The 19,647-nt window shown below is 39.5% G+C and carries 15 protein-coding genes and 2 rRNA genes; 2 read left to right on the top strand and 15 right to left on the bottom strand.

What is annotated here, in order from left to right; translation table 11 throughout:
- Positions 1-71 precede the first annotated feature (71 nt).
- The 8 genes from AC6I0I_RS01420 to dnaX all read right to left on the bottom strand — a co-directional run bounded on the left by AC6I0I_RS01420 (position 72) and on the right by dnaX (position 10,163).
- Positions 72-2,965 (bottom strand): 23S ribosomal RNA (locus tag AC6I0I_RS01420).
- Between the two features lie 92 nt (positions 2,966-3,057).
- A 16S ribosomal RNA gene (locus AC6I0I_RS01415) occupies positions 3,058-4,574 on the bottom strand.
- Together the 16S and 23S rRNA genes form the textbook arrangement of a ribosomal RNA operon.
- A 1,178-nt stretch (positions 4,575-5,752) precedes the next feature.
- The gene (gene rpsI, locus AC6I0I_RS01410) at positions 5,753-6,142 is read right to left on the bottom strand and encodes a 30S ribosomal protein S9 (RefSeq protein ID WP_055244296.1); all 390 of its coding nucleotides are present in this window, start codon (positions 6,140-6,142) and stop codon (positions 5,753-5,755) included.
- A gap of 21 nt (positions 6,143-6,163) precedes the next feature.
- Complete coding sequence (gene rplM, locus AC6I0I_RS01405) at positions 6,164-6,601, bottom strand: 50S ribosomal protein L13 (protein ID WP_161832930.1); 438 nt, start codon at positions 6,599-6,601, stop codon at positions 6,164-6,166.
- Positions 6,602-6,905: 304 nt separating this feature from the next.
- On the bottom strand, positions 6,906-7,133 hold the full coding sequence (locus tag AC6I0I_RS01400) for a pro-sigmaK processing inhibitor BofA family protein (RefSeq protein ID WP_411040343.1): 228 nt from the start codon (positions 7,131-7,133) through the stop codon (positions 6,906-6,908).
- A gap of 292 nt (positions 7,134-7,425) precedes the next feature.
- Positions 7,426-8,028: a recombination mediator RecR gene (gene recR, locus AC6I0I_RS01395; protein ID WP_161832370.1), complete on the bottom strand. Its 603-nt coding sequence runs from the start codon at positions 8,026-8,028 to the stop codon at positions 7,426-7,428.
- A gap of 9 nt (positions 8,029-8,037) precedes the next feature.
- On the bottom strand, positions 8,038-8,343 hold the full coding sequence (locus AC6I0I_RS01390; protein WP_161832371.1) for a YbaB/EbfC family nucleoid-associated protein: 306 nt from the start codon (positions 8,341-8,343) through the stop codon (positions 8,038-8,040).
- Between the two features lie 14 nt (positions 8,344-8,357).
- Positions 8,358-10,163 carry a DNA polymerase III subunit gamma/tau gene (gene dnaX, locus AC6I0I_RS01385; RefSeq protein WP_262953947.1) on the bottom strand — a complete coding sequence of 602 codons (1,806 nt, stop codon included), beginning with the start codon at positions 10,161-10,163 and terminating at the stop codon, positions 8,358-8,360.
- Between the two features lie 163 nt (positions 10,164-10,326).
- On the opposite strand from dnaX, the gene AC6I0I_RS01380 reads away from it, so the two are divergent.
- On the top strand, positions 10,327-10,920 hold the full coding sequence (locus AC6I0I_RS01380; protein ID WP_161832373.1) for a hypothetical protein: 594 nt from the start codon (positions 10,327-10,329) through the stop codon (positions 10,918-10,920).
- Positions 10,921-11,299: 379 nt separating this feature from the next.
- Complete coding sequence (locus tag AC6I0I_RS01375) at positions 11,300-12,592, top strand: ISL3 family transposase (protein WP_338506149.1); 1,293 nt, start codon at positions 11,300-11,302, stop codon at positions 12,590-12,592.
- 156 nt (positions 12,593-12,748) lie between these two features.
- On the opposite strand, the gene phoU is transcribed toward AC6I0I_RS01375, so the two are convergent.
- The 7 genes from phoU to AC6I0I_RS01340 all read right to left on the bottom strand — a co-directional run bounded on the left by phoU (position 12,749) and on the right by AC6I0I_RS01340 (position 19,565).
- The gene (phoU, locus tag AC6I0I_RS01370; protein WP_161832374.1) at positions 12,749-13,414 is read right to left on the bottom strand and encodes a phosphate signaling complex protein PhoU; all 666 of its coding nucleotides are present in this window, start codon (positions 13,412-13,414) and stop codon (positions 12,749-12,751) included.
- Between the two features lie 15 nt (positions 13,415-13,429).
- The gene (gene pstB / locus AC6I0I_RS01365; protein ID WP_161832375.1) at positions 13,430-14,182 is read right to left on the bottom strand and encodes a phosphate ABC transporter ATP-binding protein PstB; all 753 of its coding nucleotides are present in this window, start codon (positions 14,180-14,182) and stop codon (positions 13,430-13,432) included.
- 14 nt (positions 14,183-14,196) lie between these two features.
- Complete coding sequence (pstA, locus tag AC6I0I_RS01360) at positions 14,197-15,363, bottom strand: phosphate ABC transporter permease PstA (protein WP_262950971.1); 1,167 nt, start codon at positions 15,361-15,363, stop codon at positions 14,197-14,199.
- Entirely contained in the window at positions 15,363-16,268 is a 906-nt protein-coding gene (gene pstC, locus AC6I0I_RS01355) for a phosphate ABC transporter permease subunit PstC (RefSeq protein ID WP_161832377.1), read from the bottom strand. Before pstC ends, pstA begins: the two co-directional genes overlap by 1 nt.
- 204 nt (positions 16,269-16,472) lie before the next feature.
- Entirely contained in the window at positions 16,473-17,375 is a 903-nt protein-coding gene (locus AC6I0I_RS01350) for a substrate-binding domain-containing protein (protein WP_262953846.1), read from the bottom strand.
- Between the two features lie 170 nt (positions 17,376-17,545).
- The gene (locus AC6I0I_RS01345; RefSeq protein WP_262950974.1) at positions 17,546-18,880 is read right to left on the bottom strand and encodes a sensor histidine kinase; all 1,335 of its coding nucleotides are present in this window, start codon (positions 18,878-18,880) and stop codon (positions 17,546-17,548) included.
- Positions 18,873-19,565 (bottom strand): response regulator transcription factor, encoded by a 693-nt coding sequence (locus AC6I0I_RS01340; RefSeq protein WP_161832379.1) that lies wholly within the window; start codon positions 19,563-19,565, stop codon positions 18,873-18,875. Before AC6I0I_RS01340 ends, AC6I0I_RS01345 begins: the two co-directional genes overlap by 8 nt.
- Positions 19,566-19,647: the final 82 nt, after the last annotated feature.

The raw sequence follows: 19,647 nt of genomic DNA, 5'->3' as shown, positions 1-19,647 counted from the left end.
CATCACCTTCGTGATTCCTCAGTTCTTTTCACTTTCTGCCTGTGATAACCGCTCGTTTTTGCCTTTCCTATTTAGTTAAGTCCTCGATCGATTAGTATCAGTCCGCTTCATCTGTCACCAAACTTCCACTCCTGACCTATCTACCTCGTCGTCTTCAAGGGATCTTACTTCTTTCGAATGGGAAATCTCATCTTGAGGGGGGCTTCACGCTTAGATGCTTTCAGCGTTTATCCCTTCCACACGTAGCTACCCAGCTATGCTCCTGGCAGAACAACTGGTACACCAGCGGTGTGTCCATCCCGGTCCTCTCGTACTAAGGACAGCTCCTCTCAAATTTCCTACGCCCACGACGGATAGGGACCGAACTGTCTCACGACGTTCTGAACCCAGCTCGCGTACCGCTTTAATGGGCGAACAGCCCAACCCTTGGGACCGACTACAGCCCCAGGATGCGATGAGCCGACATCGAGGTGCCAAACCTCCCCGTCGATGTGAACTCTTGGGGGAGATCAGCCTGTTATCCCCGGGGTAGCTTTTATCCGTTGAGCGACGGCCCTTCCATTCGGTACCGCCGGATCACTAAGCCCGACTTTCGTCCCTGCTCGACTTGTAGGTCTCGCAGTCAAGCTCCCTTCTGCCTTTACACTCTTCGAATGATTTCCAACCATTCTGAGGGAACCTTTGGGCGCCTCCGTTACTCTTTGGGAGGCGACCGCCCCAGTCAAACTGCCCACCTGACACTGTCCCCTGACCAGCTCATGGCCACGGGTTAGAACCCCAGTAACACAAGGGTAGTATCCCAACAGCGACTCCTCCAAGACTGGCGTCCTGGTCTCTTCGTCTCCTACCTATCCTGTACATGTGTCACCAGTGCTCAATATCAAGCTACAGTAAAGCTCCACGGGGTCTTTCCGTCCTGTCGCGGGTAACCTGCATCTTCACAGGTACTATGATTTCACCGAGTCTCTTGTTGAGACAGCGCCCAGATCGTTACGCCTTTCGTGCGGGTCGGAACTTACCCGACAAGGAATTTCGCTACCTTAGGACCGTTATAGTTACGGCCGCCGTTTACTGGGGCTTCAATTCAAAGCTTCGCTTGCGCTAACCTCTCCTCTTAACCTTCCAGCACCGGGCAGGCGTCAGCCCCTATACATCACCTTGCGGTTTAGCAGAGACCTGTGTTTTTGATAAACAGTCGCCTGGGCCTTTTCACTGCGGCTTGCTTTCACAAGCACCCCTTCTCCCGAAGTTACGGGGTCATTTTGCCGAGTTCCTTAACAAGAGTTCTCTCGCTCATCTTAGGATTCTCTCCTCGCCTACCTGTGTCGGTTATCGGTACGGGCACCTAATAAATTATCCCTAGAAGCTTTTCTTGGAAGCGTGACATCAGCTGACTTCACCCTTGCGGGCTTTCGGCATCACAGCTCAATGTTTCGCCATGCGGATTTGCCTACATGACCACCTCACTGCTTACACGTGAATCCATTCACACGCTCAACTTAGCCTTCTCCGTCACTCCTTCAGTTTATTAAGTGGTACAGGAATCTCTACCTGTTGTCCATCGGCTACGCCTTTCGGCCTCACCTTAGGTCCCGACTTACCCAGGGCGGACGAGCCTTCCCCTGGAAACCTTAGGCTTTCGATGGATAGGATTCTCACCTATCTTTCGCTACTCACACCGGCATTCTCACTTCTAACCGCTCCACAGCTCCTTCCGGTACTGCTTCTCCGCTGTTAGAACGCTCTCCTACCACTGACACTTCGTGTCAATCCGCAGCTTCGGCGGTCCGTTTAGCCCCGGTACATTTTCGGCGCAGAGTCACTCGACTAGTGAGCTATTACGCACTCTTTAAAGGATGGCTGCTTCTAAGCCAACCTCCTAGTTGTCTGTGCATCTCCACATCCTTTTCCACTTAACGGACACTTGGGGGCCTTAGCTGGCGGTCTGGGCTCTTTCCCTTTTGACCATGGACCTTATCACCCACAGTCTGACTCCCGATCATATCTATCTGGCATTCGGAGTTTGATTGAGATCAGTACCCCGAGGTGGGGCCATCACCCATTCAGTGCTCTACCTCCAGTAGACTCTTATCGAGGCTAGCCCTAAAGCTATTTCGGAGAGAACCAGCTATATCCGTGTTCGATTGGAATTTCACCCCTAGCCACAAGTCATCCAAGCACTTTTCAACGTGCCCTGGTTCGGCCCTCCAGTCAGTGTTACCTGACCTTCAGCCTGCTCATGGCTAGCTCACACGGTTTCGGGTCTACAACATCGTACTCCTCGCCCTATTCAGACTCGCTTTCGCTTCGGCTCCGTCTCTTCAACTTAACCTTGCACGATATCGTAACTCGCCGGTTCATTCTACAAAAGGCACGCCATCACCCTTTAACGGGCTCTGACTAGTTGTAGGCACACGGTTTCAGGTTCTCTTTCACTCCCCTTCCGGGGTTCTTTTCACCTTTCCCTCACGGTACTGGTTCACTATCGGTCACTAGGTAGTATTTAGCCTTACGAGATGGTCCTCGTTGCTTCCGACGGGATTTCTCGTGTCCCGCCGTACTCAGGATCCCTTCCCTGCTTCACACAATTTCACCTACGGGACTCTCACCCCCTCCGGTTGGCCTTCCCAGACCATTCGGCTATCATGTTCAGTCATTTCTGAAGGTCCTTCTACCCCGGATTACTCCGGTTTGGGCTCCTCCCTGTTCGCTCGCCGCTACTTGGGGAATCGATGTTTCTTTCTTTTCCTCCAGGTACTTAGATGTTTCAGTTCCCTGGGTCTGTCTCCTCTATGGCTATTGATTCACCATACGGTGCTAGCGTATGACCACTAGCGGGTTTCCCCATTCGGATATCCCCGGCTCTTTGCTTACTTACAGCTCCCCGAGGCGTTTCGCCGTTTGTCGCGTCCTTCTTCGACTCCTAGTGCCTAGGCATCCTCCGTGCGCCCTTTATTACTTAACTTTTCTTCTTCAGAAGATATCTAGTTTTCAAAGATCAATTCTAGGAAAATCGAAATTCTCCCAAAACTAAACAGAACGTCTCTTTCTCCATAGAAAGGAGGTGATCCATCCCCACCTTCCGGTAGGGATACCTTGTTACGACTTCACCCCAATCATCTACCCCACCTTAGGCAGCTCCCTCCTTGCGGTTAGGCCACTGACTTCGGGTGTTGTAAACTCTCGTGGTGTGACGGGCGGTGTGTACAAGACCCGGGAACGTATTCACCGCGACATTCTGATTCGCGATTACTAGCGATTCCAACTTCATGTAGGCGAGTTGCAGCCTACAATCCGAACTGAGATTGGCTTTATGAGGTTTGCTCCACGTCACCGCTTCGCTTCTCTTTGTACCAACCATTGTAGCACGTGTGTAGCCCAGGTCATAAGGGGCATGATGATTTGACGTCATCCCCACCTTCCTCCAGTTTGTCACTGGCAGTCTCGTTAGAGTCCCCATCTTACTGCTGGCAACTAACGACAGGGGTTGCGCTCGTTGCGGGACTTAACCCAACATCTCACGACACGAGCTGACGACAACCATGCACCACCTGTATCCATTGTCCCCGAAGGAAACCCTCTATCTCTAGAGGCATCAATGGTATGTCAAGACCTGGTAAGGTTCTTCGCGTTGCTTCGAATTAAACCACATGCTCCACCGCTTGTGCGGGTCCCCGTCAATTCCTTTGAGTTTCAGTCTTGCGACCGTACTCCCCAGGCGGAGTGCTTAATGCGTTAACTTCAGCACTGAGGTTCGACCCCCAACACTTAGCACTCATCGTTTACGGCGTGGACTACCAGGGTATCTAATCCTGTTTGCTCCCCACGCTTTCGCGCCTCAGTGTCAGTTGCAGACCAGGAAGCCGCCTTCGCCACTGGTGTTCCTCCATATCTCTACGCATTTCACCGCTACACATGGAATTCCACTTCCCTCTTCTGCACTCAAGTCAACCAGTTTCCAATGACCCTCCACGGTTAAGCCGTGGGCTTTCACATCAGACTTAATTAACCACCTGCGCGCTCTTTACGCCCAATAATTCCGGATAACGCTTGCCACCTACGTATTACCGCGGCTGCTGGCACGTAGTTAGCCGTGGCTTTCTCATAAGGTACCGTCAATTGATAGTCATTTCCTCCTATCACCTTTCTTCCCTTATAACAGAATTTTACAACCCGAAGGCCTTCTTCATTCACGCGGCGTTGCTCGGTCAGGCTTTCGCCCATTGCCGAAGATTCCCTACTGCTGCCTCCCGTAGGAGTCTGGGCCGTGTCTCAGTCCCAGTGTGGCCGTTCACCCTCTCAGGTCGGCTACGCATCGTCGCCTTGGTAGGCCTTTACCCCACCAACTAGCTAATGCGCCGCAGGCTCATCCATCAGTGATGCCAGGAGCATCTTTAAACTTTCGTCCTATCCGGTATTAGCGATCGTTTCCAATCGTTGTCCCCGTCTGATGGGCAGATCACCTACGTGTTACTCACCCGTTCGCCGCTTCCCACCGAAGTGGTTCGCTCGACTTGCATGTATTAGGCACGCCGCCAGCGTTCATCCTGAGCCAGGATCAAACTCTCCATAATTGTTTGTTTCCTTAGCTTGCGAAATTTCTTTCGCTCATGATTCTTGACGTTCTGTTTAGTTTTCAAAGAACTTCTCTCGCCTTTTGGCGACTTCTTTATCTTACCACATTCGACTTTTTCTGTCAAATGTTTTTTTATCTTTTTTTGTAAGATTTCTTGTCTACCTCTCTTGGCGACTTTTCTAGTTTATCATGTTTAACTTATTAGGTCAAACACTTTTTAACTTTTTTATTTTCTTTTCCATCGCCCTTTTGGCGACTTTTTTAGTATATCATGTTTAACTTATTAGGTCAAACATTTTTGCTTATTTTTTATCACAGTTTTTGCGACTCAATAATAATAACATTTAAAACAAGTCATGTCAACAACTTTTATTGTTATTATTAAACAACCTTCCTCCCCCTAATCAACAACTATTGGTTAGATTAGCGTTGATTATAAATTCGCTTTCTCATCTCTCCTACTTATTTTTTAAAATGACGATCTAACACTCTAATTATCACTCTTATCCCTTCGCCTCCTTTTACATAAAAATCTATTTAATCCCACCATAATCCTCCCGTTGCGTTATAAAACACTTTATCACAGTTATTGGATTAAGTAGTTAAAAGTTTTTAATAGTTAATCTTTTCATTTTGTCTCTAGATAGCTATTAGATACATTTTTTAAACATTTACTTTCTCCTATAAAATGGTACGCCCCCCCCTAATCTATAATTTATTCCAATTCCATAGAAAGATTTATATTTTTTTATTAACTAGAAATATGACTACTGATAAATCTTTACATGCTTCTATAAATGGGTACTGCGGGCATTTATTTTAACCTTTTGGAGTCCTTAAGGTATAGGAACAATAGAAAGACTTTTATGCACTATTAAAGGTGCTGGTAAAAGAAAAACAACCGCTGTTTAAAACTAAATCTACTAACTAAAAAAAATACCTGTATCTTTTTTTCCAATGCTCTTTCTTCTTTTAAATTTCATCTGCGTAAACTCATCATATCATCTATTCTTTATCTCTTACGGATCTATATCGGTCTCCTCGATACGATATAAGCATAGGAGCAGAAGATATGACATATACTGCTTTTTATTTAGGATATCCACTTAGACTTTTAGTAACAATCTATATTAAAAAAGGAGCCACATGAAGTGACTCCAATAAATATAATAATAATTAACGTTTTGAGAACTGTGGTGCACGACGAGCTGCTTTAAGTCCGTATTTTTTACGTTCTTTAGCGCGTGAATCACGAGTTAATAATCCGATTGGTTTTAATGTTCCACGGTATTCAGCATCAACTTGTAATAATGCACGTGAAATCCCTAAACGGATAGCTCCTGCTTGTCCTGTTAATCCTCCACCGTTAACATTTACTAAAACATCATATTGATTAGTAGTTTCAGTTAATGTTAATGGTTGCATGATATCTAAACGAGTTGCTGCAGAAGGAATATAATCTTCAAATTCGCGACCGTTGATAATTACTTTACCAGTTCCAGGTACTAAACGTACACGTGCAACTGAACTTTTACGACGACCAGTTCCTAAGTATTGTACTGTCATATAGTGTTACCTCCCTCTTGATTATCCACGAAGTTCGTAAACTTCAGGTTTTTGTGCTGCATGTGGATGCTCAGATCCAGCATAAACAAATAATTTTTTACCCATTGCACGTCCTAAACGTCCTTTTGGTAACATACCTTTTACAGATAATTCTAACATACGCTCAGGTGTTTTCTCGCGCATTTCTTTTGCAGTACGCACTGTTAATCCACCTTGATATCCTGAATGACGGTAGTATAATTTGTTTTCTAATTTATTTCCTGATAATGTGATTTTATCAGCATTGATGATGATTACATAATCTCCACAGTCTACATGTGGTGTGAATGTTGGTTTATGTTTTCCACGTAAAAGTGTTGCAACTTCTGTAGATAAACGCCCTAAAGTTTTATCTGCAGCGTCAACAACATACCATTTACGATCTACTTCATGAGATTTTTGCATAAATGTTGTACGCATTGTCCTGCCTCCTACTTCTTTCGCTATAATTATTTTTCATATTGAAAATTCGCTGGGGCTCGAATTTTCTTGTGAAAATAAAGAAAATGTACCGTTAGATATTTTACCCCATAGTCATACTTTTTTCAAGTGGTTTTAAAAATAATTATTCTTTTTTATACATTTTTTTTGAATTTTCATCGTTGTCAAAAGAATAACTATCTAAATCCCCCATGCTCCTTAATTCACCTACTGATTATACCATCATAATGGATAGATATGAACAATCAAATTTTGGTTGTAAAAAAAAGAGGTCTTCGACCTCTCAAATTAAAACAATTTTTGTTAAAACATAAACTAAGATAAATCCTGGAATTCCGAGTGTTCCTGTTATAAATGATGTAATGTAATTGAGAGGAACAGATACACTAAAATATACCCCGACGATGTTAAATAGATATAGTGCAAATACCCCTATGATAAATCGTTTAATAAGCCAGCCCATAATTTTCATATGTATGTTATAAAGCCCTTTGACCTTATAACAAGTCACCTCCCTTCATATTGTCCATTTTATGTCTCCTTAAAGAGTGATATAACCTATCTATTTATTTTTTTCATTAGATCATTTATATCTTTACTATTCCATGGTTGTATGCAAAGAGGCTTTCATCAATATCATAGGATATTTATAGGTTAGACATACACATTAGGTGAATCTAGATTCCGGTTAAGATTCGTATTATGTTTTATTATTAAATTCGCTGTCCTATATATGACTTATCTATAAAAAAGGAGTTGTCCCCCGTGACCATTCATTTCTAATCATGGAGAGACAACTCTTCTTAAAACAGTTCCCTTCGACCTTCTAAAGCTCGAATTAACGTTACTTCATCTGCATATTCAATTGAACGTCCCATTTCAAGACCACGGGCAATACGTGTTACTTTGACATCAGTATTTTTTAATAACCGTGCGATATACTGTGACGTAGCATCACCTTCTAGGGTTGCACTTAACGCTAAAATCAATTCCTTAACACTTTCATCTTTTAGGCGTTCTATAAGGGCCGGGATTCCAATGTCTTCTGGACCCATCCCATCTAACGGTGACAGTACACCATTTAATACGTGATAAAGACCCTTAAATCCACGCATTCTTTCGATGGCAATCACATCTTTTGGATCCTGAACGACCGCAATAACTGATCGATCGCGGTGAGTATCCGAGCAAATAATGCATGGATCTGTGTCTGTAATATGGCCACATACAGAACATTTAAATAGTTGGCGTTTGCTATCTATAAGGGCCTTCGCAAAAGTTGTCGCATCATCTTCTTTCATCGTACTAATGACATGGAATGCTAATCTTTCAGCCGTTTTATTTCCTATACCAGGTAACTTACTAAAACTTTCAATTAATTTTGTAATGGGTTGTGGATATTGCATGATTTCTCCTTAGAATAATCCAGGAATATTCATTCCTTTTGTAAATTGTCCCATTGTTGATTCCGTTTTCTCATCAACTTGGCGTAATGCATCATTTAAAGCTAATAAGATGACATCTTCTAACATCTCTACATCTTCAGGATCAACAACAGATGGATTAATATTAATTTTATTAATTTGCTTTGTTCCCGTCGCTTCAACCGTCACCATTCCACCCGCTGCACTTCCTGTAAACACTGATTGTTCAATCTCTTGTTGTGCCTTCATCATATCACGTTGCATTTTTTGAATTTTCTTCATCATCATTGGGTTCATACTCTTCACTACTCCTATCCATCAATTATATTAACTAAATCGGCTCCAAACATTTGAATCATGTTATCTACTAAGCTATCATCTTTAGTTTGTTCTTCATTATTATAATTTATCACATTTTTTAGGTCCTGACTATATTGTTTTAAGCTCGGCTCAATCCCGCTTTTTTTCTGTTCAATATAGCTTTGTCTTTGTTCTAACCAAAATGATTCTGGCATGACACTAAATGAATAGGGGTGTCCAAAAAGATAAGCGACGATTTGCTCCGCCACCTTCTTATTATCTTCCCTCAACAACCTCTTACAGCCAGGTTCATGCTTATAGGTTAAAATAAACCCTTCTTCGGATGCCGCAACAACGTGACCATCCTTTAAAAGTACAATGACATCCCGGTGTTCTGGCATAATTAATGGATTTAGTTGAGTCCACTTTTGTAACACATGATCCCTTGCTTCCCGAGTGGCTTTGGATAAAACTCGCTCAATGGTTAGCATCGTTTGTGGCACATGTTCAGGTAAAATGATGGGATCCGGTTCTTTTGGAAGATGAATTTCAATAGGTTCTGATTTATTAAATAAGTCCATCTTAAATTGTGATTCATTTTTATTAATCCGCGGTTCCCTTAATCCACTACCTCCGGTTGATTCCACCTTTTTAATTAAATTTTTTAAAGTTTTAATCTCAGCTTTTAATTCTTCAATTTGAATCTGATATTCATTCTTGTTATCTAGATCCGATGAAGGCTCCTCATCTGCTAAACCAAGTAGCCCAATTTCAAGAATCAGTTCAGGATGATTAGAGTACTTCAATTCTGACTGAATTTTATTTAATTTAAATAGGTATTCTACGATATGAGTTGAAATCAACTGATTTGCAAGTTGTGTAAACGTAGAGTGATTGGCTAAACTGTCTGAAACACTCTTTTGTGACTTTTGATAAACAAGGATATCCCGATAAACCATAATCATCCCATCAATAATACGACTTGGTTCTTTTCCAACCTCGATCATTTCTTTTATCAAGTCAATCGCCGACGAAAAATCACGTTCATAGATAGCGTGAATAAGTTGCAATAATTGATGATTAGAGATCGTCCCGCTAAGCGCATGGACATCTTCTAATAAAATCTTTTGGTTCGAATAAGAAATAACCTGGTCTAACAGACTAAGGGCATCTCGCATTCCCCCCTCAGATAATTGAGCAATTAATTTAATAGCCTCTTCGTCGTAATCCATGTTTTGCTGTTTAGTAATTTCAATCAAGTGATCTGTAATTTCTTGAATAGAGATTTGTTTAAAATCAAAACGTTGGCATCGTGAAATAATCGTTGGTGGAATTTTATGTGGTTCAGTTGTCGCTAAAATAAAAATGACATGTTTTGGAGGCTCCTCTAACGTCTTTAGTAGTGCATTAAATGCCCCTGTGGATAGCATGTGAACTTCGTCAATAATATATACTTTATAACGCCCCGTTGTCGGCGCATATTTTACCTTGTCTCTAATTTCACGAATTTCATCCACACCGTTGTTACTCGCGGCGTCAATTTCAAAAACGTCAGCATTTGATCCATTCGTAATTGTCTGACAATTTGCACACTCATTACAAGGTTCATCCGTTGGAAAGTGGATACAGTTGACTGCCTTGGCAATAACTTTCGCAATCGATGTCTTTCCCGTTCCCCGTGGACCGCAAAATAAATAAGCGTGTGATAATCGATTATGTTTTAAAGCATTTTGAATCGTTCTAACAATATGCTTCTGCCCCACAACGTCGCTAAACTTTTGTGGGCGGTAAGCACGATATAGGGCATGATATGACATAAAAAGACTCCTAACTTTCTAGTTTAAAAATAATTTTGATTATATCATACATTATTAACAATGTCTGAGCACTTGTTGCACTTTTCTAAAAATAAAGTAAAGATTTATCCACAACTTGGTGCTATACTAGTTATACATTTAATAGAAAAGGAGTTCCTTTTAGATGAAATTGATAACTTACTGTATTCTCGGAGCTTTAATCGGAGTTCTTACTGCCTATCTGAGGCCATTTTCACCAAATACATTTTGGAGTTTATCTGACATTGTTAATTGTGGGGGATTTTGGATTACTTCCGTTTGCGTGATTATTTATTTGAGTAGAGATAGGTTACAAGCCGGAACCCATGTGCTTCTCTATCTACTCTTTATGAATTTGTCTTATTACCTCAGTTTATTTTTTACTATCGGGATATTTTATCCTAACCAGCTTATTTTTTGGAGCTTTATTAGTATTCTTTGCTATTTTGGGGCTCAACTCGTGTTTATCGGAAAATTAGACATTAAATACTCAGCCCTTATAAATGCACTCTATCTATCAGGATTACTCTTAGAGACGCTCTCTTTAATGCCTCTCTTTATCCGTTCACAAACACACTTTTTACAGCTAGCATTTGATCTATTCTCACTTATTTTTCTTTATTTCATGTATAATCAAACCCCTCAAAAGAAAAGAGACAGCGCACTGATAACCTTTATTATCGTGATGAGTTTCAAGTGCTCTTTACTCCTCATCAATCAACTCCCCTTAGGAATTTAATGTCTCCGTAGATGTCCCTCCAAAGTCGAACCGGTAAACAAGAAAATTCCCGGATATTCTCCTAAATGACATAAAGTGAAATAATTTAAAGTCAATAAAGCCCCTCCTTGATAAACTTTAACATCCTTCTGATAAATTCTCCTTAACCCCGATGCAAACATTTAATCTACTAATACCTCTCCCCGTGTTTAGGTTGAATATTTGACACGTAGTTTTCTAAGATGAAACAATCCTTTATTATATAGGTTCTATAATATTTGGTGTGGGTGATGCCCACACCTCTTTTATTGGAATTAAAAAATAAGTACAAAAAAAGAGACATAACGTCCCAAATTCTATACAATGTAATCGACCAAAAAAACACGAAAGGATTGGGTTTATGTCTCACACTAATTGTATCTCAACTTTACTTGATTTAAAAGATAAAAATATTACTTTTTCAAAAAATTGTATCCAAGAAACTCAGATTAAGAATGTTCGTTCTAAACTTATTTTGGGAACTCTTTCTTTTCAACCGACTCGTTGCTACCACTGTGGTCATTCTTTTGACTCAAATATCATTAAACACGGCTTCAAAACTTCACGTATTAAGCTAGTCAAAATTTCCGGATTTGATGCTTATCTAGACTTAAAAAAACAACGTTATAAATGCCGTCATTGCGACCGAACATTTACCCTAGAAACATCTCTTGTTAACCCTAATTGTTTTATTTCCACTCCCGTAAAACAAGCCATCTTTTTAGAAGCTAGTCATAAGAAATCCGAAACAGATATTGCACGTGAGCTTAACGTTTCTCATTCAACCGTTAACCGCGTCATTCATTCTTCCTATGAAGAACAGCCGCTTCCCTTTAATTCTCTCCCAAAAGTTCTTTGTTTTGACGAGTTTAAGTCGGTTAAATCGGCCGAGGGAGCAATGTCCTTCATTTTTTGTGATGCGTCCAATGGAAAGCTAATTGATATCGTTGAAGACCGTCGCTTAAGTACACTAAGGACTTATTTTATGCGATTTTCTAAAGCAGCTCGTGAAGGTGTAACCCACGTCGTCATTGACATGTACGCCCCTTATATGACACTCATTAAAGAGGTATTCCCTAAGGCTAAGATTGTTTTAGATAAATTTCATATCGTTCAACTAGTCTCTCGTGCTCTTAATAAAACACGCATTCGTTTCATGAATCAAAATAAAGAGTTTTATAATAAATTCAAATATTATTGGCGACTTCTCTTAAAAGCCCAAGAAGATCTTAATGCCACTCATTACTTCTATTCCAACTGCTTCAAAAAGATGATCTCTCAACAAGAAATTATTGACTTTTTATTAGCCCTAGACCCTGAACTAAAGGAGACTTATGATTTCTACCAAACTGTCCAACAGGCTATTAAACTTCGTAACCTTGAAATATTTCATCATGCCATTCAACACCCCTCTGACCTGCTTTCACACGAAATGAAAACAGCCTTAAAAACACTCACTCATTATCAAGATTATGTCAAAAATACTATCGAAACTCCTTATACAAATGGAGTACTCGAAGGAATTAACAATAACATTAAAGTCATTAAACGTATTGCCTTCGGATACCGTAGTTTCTACCATTTCAAAGCAAGAATTTTGATTATTCATAAATACACTTTTGAACAAAAAAAGAAGAGGAACCAAGCCGTCTAAAGAATGGCCTAATTCCTCTTGATTACATGTATAGATTTTATTCACCCACACGATTTGACAAAGAGCCATTATATATTCGCCAAAATATTATGATGAAAATCTCCGTCGTCTCCATAATGAAAGGCAGTTCAATTTAATTGAACTGCCTTTCATTATTTAGTTCAGATGGTAACGATGCCCCTTAAGCGCATATAAAACTTCTTCAGCAATATTGGTCACATGGTCCCCCGCACGCTCAATATATTTATTGATTAAAATAGCATACGCAGTTCCGAATACTTTTCCGTCGACCACTTGAATATGAGTAATCAACGAAGCCATCAACTCATTATAAACCTCATCCACCTTTTTATCTAAATCCGCCGCTTCCTTGACTTTTGTTTTATTTTCTTCTTTTAATCCTTCAATAACGAGCGTTAACATTTTAATTACCAATTCTATCATATAAACAAGTTTATCCACATTTTTTTCGTAATGTTCTAATGATTCCTTTTGTTTAATTAAAATAATGTATTCTGCTAAATTTTTCGTATAGTCTGCAATTCTCTCATATTCAGTCGCTAATCTCATAATCATTAAGATTTTTCGTAAATCACTGGCTACAGGCTGTTGACGAATAATAACAATCGTGGCCTCTTCCACGATTTCTTCTGATAAATTATCAATCTTTTGATCCTTTTTAAGAATCGTCAGGGCGATTTCTAGGTCTAATGTCTTTAAAGCTAATAGTGTTTGTTCATAAGCCTGAATAGTCAACTGTGATAATTGATTCACCTCTTGCAGTAGTACCTCGTAATCTGTCTCAAGTCTTGTCTTTTTCATTCCAAATTCCCCCTCTTATCCAAAACGTCCAGTAATATAATCTTCTGTTCGCTTATCCTGTGGATTTGTAAAAACTTTATTCGTATCATCAAATTCAATTAGTTCCCCCATCAGGAAAAATGCCGTCTTATCTGAAATACGTGCCGCTTGTTGCATAGAGTGAGTGACAATAACAATCGTATACTTCTCTTTTAATTGTTCCATTAACTCCTCTACCTTTTTGGTTGCAATCGGGTCCAGCGCCGATGTCGGCTCATCCATTAGAATTACTTCTGGCTCCATTGCAATCGCTCGCGCGATGCAAAGACGTTGTTGTTGTCCCCCAGACAATCCCATTGCTGATTTGTTTAGCCTATCCTTAACCTCGTCCCATAGCGCAGCCCCACGTAAAGACTTCTCAACGATTTCATCAAGTCGATTTTTATCCTTAACCCCTTGGCATCGTGGACCATACGCAATATTATCATAAATACTCATTGGAAACGGGTTTGGCTTTTGAAAAACCATCCCCACACGCGTTCTTAACTTCATCACATCAATATCTGAATAAATATTTTCTCCATCTAATTGAATCTCCCCAGTAATTTTCGCCGTGTCTACAAGATCGTTCATTCGATTTAATGTTCTTAAAAAGGTTGACTTCCCACAACCTGAAGGACCAATTAGGGCCGTTACCTGGTTTGAGGGAATTTCTATATTAATTTGATGTAAGGCCTGAAAGTTTCCATAAAATAAATTTAAATCCGATACACTGAATTTTGGCTTCATCTTTCTTCACACTCCTAGTCATTAACTTTACTAAATTTCTTCGCAACTAATCTCGACAGTATATTAAGGGTAAACACAACAATAAGAATAACAATTCCAATGGCTGCTGCCATTTCGACATTTCCAGATTCCTTGACTTCGATATACGCACGAACAGTGAGTGAAGTCCCTGTTTCAAACAGCGAGAAGCTTCCAGTTGAAGGATTTACCGGTAACTTTGCAAATGTCCCAATTGTAAATAATAAGGCCGCAGATTCCCCGATAATTCGACCAATTGATAAAATAATCCCAACCAAGATTCCCGGAATTGCACTCGGTAAAACAACTTTAGATAAGGTTTGAATTTTATTCGCTCCTAGTCCGTAAGAAGCCTCACGATAACTCATTGGCACAACCTTTAAAGCCTCTTCTGTTGTCCTCATCATCGTCGGTAATAATAAAATTGTAAGGGTTAACCCTCCCGCTAAAATGGACATACCTAAATTCAGGGTATTTACAAACATAAGCATTCCAAACAATCCATAAACAACCGACGGAATTCCTGCTAAGATCTCAGTTGCAAATCGAATGGTATTCACTAACCTTCCTGGTTTTGCATACTCCACTAAATAAATCGCTGCTAAAATTCCAATGGGTGCAGAGAAAAGGAGGGCTACGAACACTAAAAGTAAGGTTGAAATAATCATTGGGAAAATTCCACCCCCGGTAGACATGACTTTCATCACCAACGTATTAGCATCGCCCAAAAATTGAATAACCTCTTCCTTATCCACCGTCTCATCTAATGTTAAGCTTTTTCCCGGAACCTTAATTTGTTGGATGTGGTCTCCCTTATTAATTCTCACCTTCTCATCCGCATTATTAGTTGCCTCTTTTAATGGTGATTCCTTATCAATCCAAACAACCTCGTAATGATCGCCATTTAATTCAAGTGCTGCCCCTAAGTTTTCTAAAAACAGTGCATCCGCTGAAAGGGAAGATGGAGCGATATATACCTGATTACTTTCAAGATTAACGTACTGAGTCTTTGACTCATAGTCATTAAATAAGAAATCTACCGAAATCTTAGACCAACCTTTAGAGAAAATAAAACCAACCACTAAGACTAAGACCCCTACTGAAAAAGTAGCCGCTAGCCAAATAAGCATTGTGCATAACTGATCCTTTATTTTTCGAGACATTAGCAATCACCTCCTTTTTTTTGAATACGCGCTAAAACTAAATTGATAATCATGATAAAGATAAATAAAACAACCGCGGTTGAAAATAACATTTGTTCATGAAGCTTCGCCGCATAACCTTGCTCTAAAGCAATATTTGTTGTCAATAAACGGACGCGGTCAAAAATGGTTGTCGCAATTCCCGACTCAGGATTTCCCGCGACTAAAATAACCGCCATTGTTTCCCCAATCGCACGTCCTACTCCTAAAATGATCCCCGTTAAAATTCCTGATCGCGCAGCGGGTAATGTTACCTTAAAAATGGTTTGTATTTTTGATGCACCTAGCGCTAATGATCCTTCTTTATAACTTTTAGGAACCGCTCGAATCGCCGTCTCAACGACTGCCACAATCGTTGGCAAAATCATAATTGTCAAAACAATAATAACGGCTATTAGAGAATCTCCTGTTGGATATGGTGAAATCTGTTTTACAAGTGGTGTGATCACTGCAAAACCAAACACCCCATATAATACCGATGGGATAGCTGCCAATAACTCAATCGCTGGTCGCACCATTCCCGCAATACGTTTAGGAGCAATTTCAGCAATAAAAACAGCCGTTAATAAGGCAATAGGTACTCCTAGTAAAATGGCACCGAAAGTCGCAAAAATAGAGTTAACAATCATATATCCAATGCCGTATTCTCCACTTTGCGGCGTCCATTTAAGCCCCCTTATAAAATCAATAAATGAGTAGGTTCCATATTCATTCCCACTAAAGAATGGAGCCAACCCCTTCCCAAAAATAAATATAATAATTAATGCGACGCTCAATACAGCAATCAGTGCCGCCAGTAAAAACAACCCATGGAAGAATTTTTCAACGAACACTCTTCGCCTATTTAAACTCATATCCTTTTTCACGTTTCAACGCCTCCACCCAGTTAAATTAAAATTTAACGCTTTTTCTCTACACGGACATTGTAACATCATCCTTCTATTTTTCTTATTTTGTTAACATAAAGTTAACGCTTGTTAACAATTCCTTAACATTTCTAGTTAACAAATAACCCCTGGATTATTTCTACAAAAAAGGAATTACCCCTCGCTGAGTAATTCCTTTTTTAATTATTTTGTTAATACCGACCACTCTGTAATCGTTCCTGTATACACGTCTTTAATTTGCTCCGTTGAAATATCTTCTACATCATTTTCTGGATTTACAACTAATGCAATTCCATCCATACATAAAGTTGTTGTTTGAATTCCTGATTCTAACTCTGAATCTTTAATTTCACGTGAAGCAAATCCTAATTTATAAGTTCCATCAATGGCATTTTTTACCCCAGCACTTGAACCCGTTGCGTTGTATTCATAGGTCACTTTTGGAAATAAGGCACAAAACTCATCTGCCAATGCTTTAACAACAGCCTCCGTCGACGTTGATCCCCCCATCATTAAATTTCCAGATAATTGATTGTATTTTGTCATATCAAAAGCCTCTGCCGCTGATTTATCCACAATAGTTCCATTAGCATCTAAAATTTCTAGTCCCTCTTGTGAAGCAGCAAACTCAATAAATGCACGTTCCACTTCTGTTAAATTTTGATCCATATACACCATTTCAAAAGGTCTAGCTACCGCATATGCTCCACTTAAAACATTTTCCGGCGTCGCCTCTACCCCATCCACTGTTAATCCTTCAATCTTTCCTTCATTTTCTTGTAAGGTAACAAAGGAAATATATCCTAGTGATTGCTCATTTTCTGATACATATGTTGCAACAACTCCATTTCCATCCTTAATTGTTGCACTTTTCGTTAACGGTGTCTGACCTTCGCCATTAAAGCCGATAATTTCTTCGAAAGCCTGACGCGTTCCTGACCCCGCCTCACGACTAACGACATCAATTGCCCCTTCCTTCAATGCTGGTGTTTCAACTAATTCGGCAGGTTTTTGCCCCTCGCAAGCAACTACTGTTAAAGATACCGTTGCAACCGCAACTAAAGATAATAATTTTTTCAAATTCATCACGCCTCCATTTACATCTCTTTTGATAGATCCATTGTAATATAAATAAACATGTGAAATATTAATTTTCTGTTAAGAGTTCGTTAAAACTCCATGAACAAAAAAAAGCAACCTCCATTGGTCGACTTTTCCCTGTTAAATAAAGATTTATCAGAAAAAAACCGTAAAGGTTACTTCAAAAGTTTAGGTAACTGAACCGTAAAACAACTTCCCTTATTTAATTCACTCTGCACTTGAATCGCTCCATGATGGGCTTCGATAATGGACGCCACAATAGACAGGCCAAGTCCTGTCCCGCCTGTATGGCGAGACCTTGCTTTATCCACACGATAAAAACGTTCAAAAATATGCGGAAGATCCTCCGGTGGAATACCAATTCCATGGTCAATCACGCTTATCTCTATAAAGGTTGACTTTTCGGATACCTTAATTTGTATTTGCGTCTCATCAGGAGAATAATGAATGGCATTCGTTAAAAGGTTTAAAAAGCAATGCTGTAGCTTCGTATAATCCCCCTCGACCCAATATTTTTTTTCCTCAACAAAATCAATCGTCTGATGCTTAAGATTAGCTATTGTTTGTACATTTTGGATGCAATCATTTAATAGATAGTTTACTTCTAAACGCTGTGTTTGATGTTTAATTTGATCGTGTTCATATCGGTTAATTAATAGAAGATCTTTAACTAATCGTTCAATTCGCAAATTTTCATTTTGAATAATGGTTAAAAACTCTTCACAAATTGCTTGATCTTTTAACCCACCATTTAAAAGAATTTCACTACACCCTTTAATAGCGCTAATCGGAGTCTTTAATTCATGCGAAACGTTACTAAAGAATTCCTTTTGTAAATTTTCGTATTTTTTCAAATCAGAAATATCATAGAATAAAACAACAACCCCATTAAAATCCCCTTGTTCATCAAAGATTGGATGTGCGACTGAACTATAGTACTTATTATGAATCTTAAGTTGCTTTTTTCGAGTTTTTTCACAAATAAGCGCATCCTCGAGAATTTTTCGAATAGGCTCATTTTTTACATCATAAAACGACAGTTTCTTTAACGCAGTCATATGAACCCATTCCTTAAATTGATTGTTCGCGTACTCTAACTCCCCATGAATATTTAAAATAACAATGGGATCTTGAATATTATTAGTAATAATATTCAGAATTTGCATATTCCTTTTATTTCTGAATTCTTGTTGATGAATAAACCGCATCAATTGATTATATTGAACACCGACAACCTCCTGTTGCTCAATCACAAGAGGACGAATACTACTATAATCATTCTTCTCCTGAACTAATAACGCCACCTCATCATATCGCTTCAATTGCTTTAAATAAATCATCGAACGACGATATTGGGAAATCATAACAATCAGTAACATCATTAAAAAGACAAAGGTAATCTGTCCATCATTAGACGTTCCAATATTTACAAAAAGCAAAATTGTACACAATAAATAAAATGAAAGTAATTCATGGCGAGTCTTAATCATTTTTCTCATCCTCTAGCATATATCCAATTCCACGTATGGTTTTAATTTTAATCCCATAAGGTTTTAATTTTTCCCTAATTTTAAAGATGTGAACATCAACAATACGTGTATCTCCATCATACTCATATCCCCAAAGTCGGTCTAATAATAAATTACGTGATAAAGCTTGCCCCTGATGGTGAATTAAAAATTCTAACAATTCGTACTCTTTAAGCGTAAAATCGATAACCTCTTCATTGATTAAGACTTCAAAACGGCGTTGGTCTAAGATTAGTTGTTGATAACTTAAACGTTCTGTACACGCCTTCTGATGATGCATTCCCTTTCTGCGCATAATAGCTTTTACCTTTGAAACTACCTCACGAGACGAAAAGGGCTTAGTCATATAGTCATCGGCTCCAACATCAAGTCCCATTACCCGATCAAATTCATCATCGCGTGCAGATAACATGACAATATAGACTGGATTTTCCTCTTTTCTTAATTCCTTGCATACTGAGAAACCATCCCGTTTAGGTAGCATAACATCTAATATCATCACATCATAGGAATTTCGACGTGCCTTTTGTAGCCCCTCTTCTCCATCTGATGCTAAATCAACTATAAAACCTGACTGCATTAAATCGTATTGTAAAATTCTCTGAATAGAAAGTTCGTCCTCCACTACTAATACCCTTTTTCCCATCACGCATACCTCCAAGGTTCATTTCTTCCCTTTATTCTATCATACACCCAACGAACGGTTTGTTAAAATTCTGTTAAGATAC

The organism is Turicibacter sp. St.80E1 (assembly GCF_059728495.1).
This window is presented reverse-complemented; position numbering and strand designations above follow the sequence as displayed.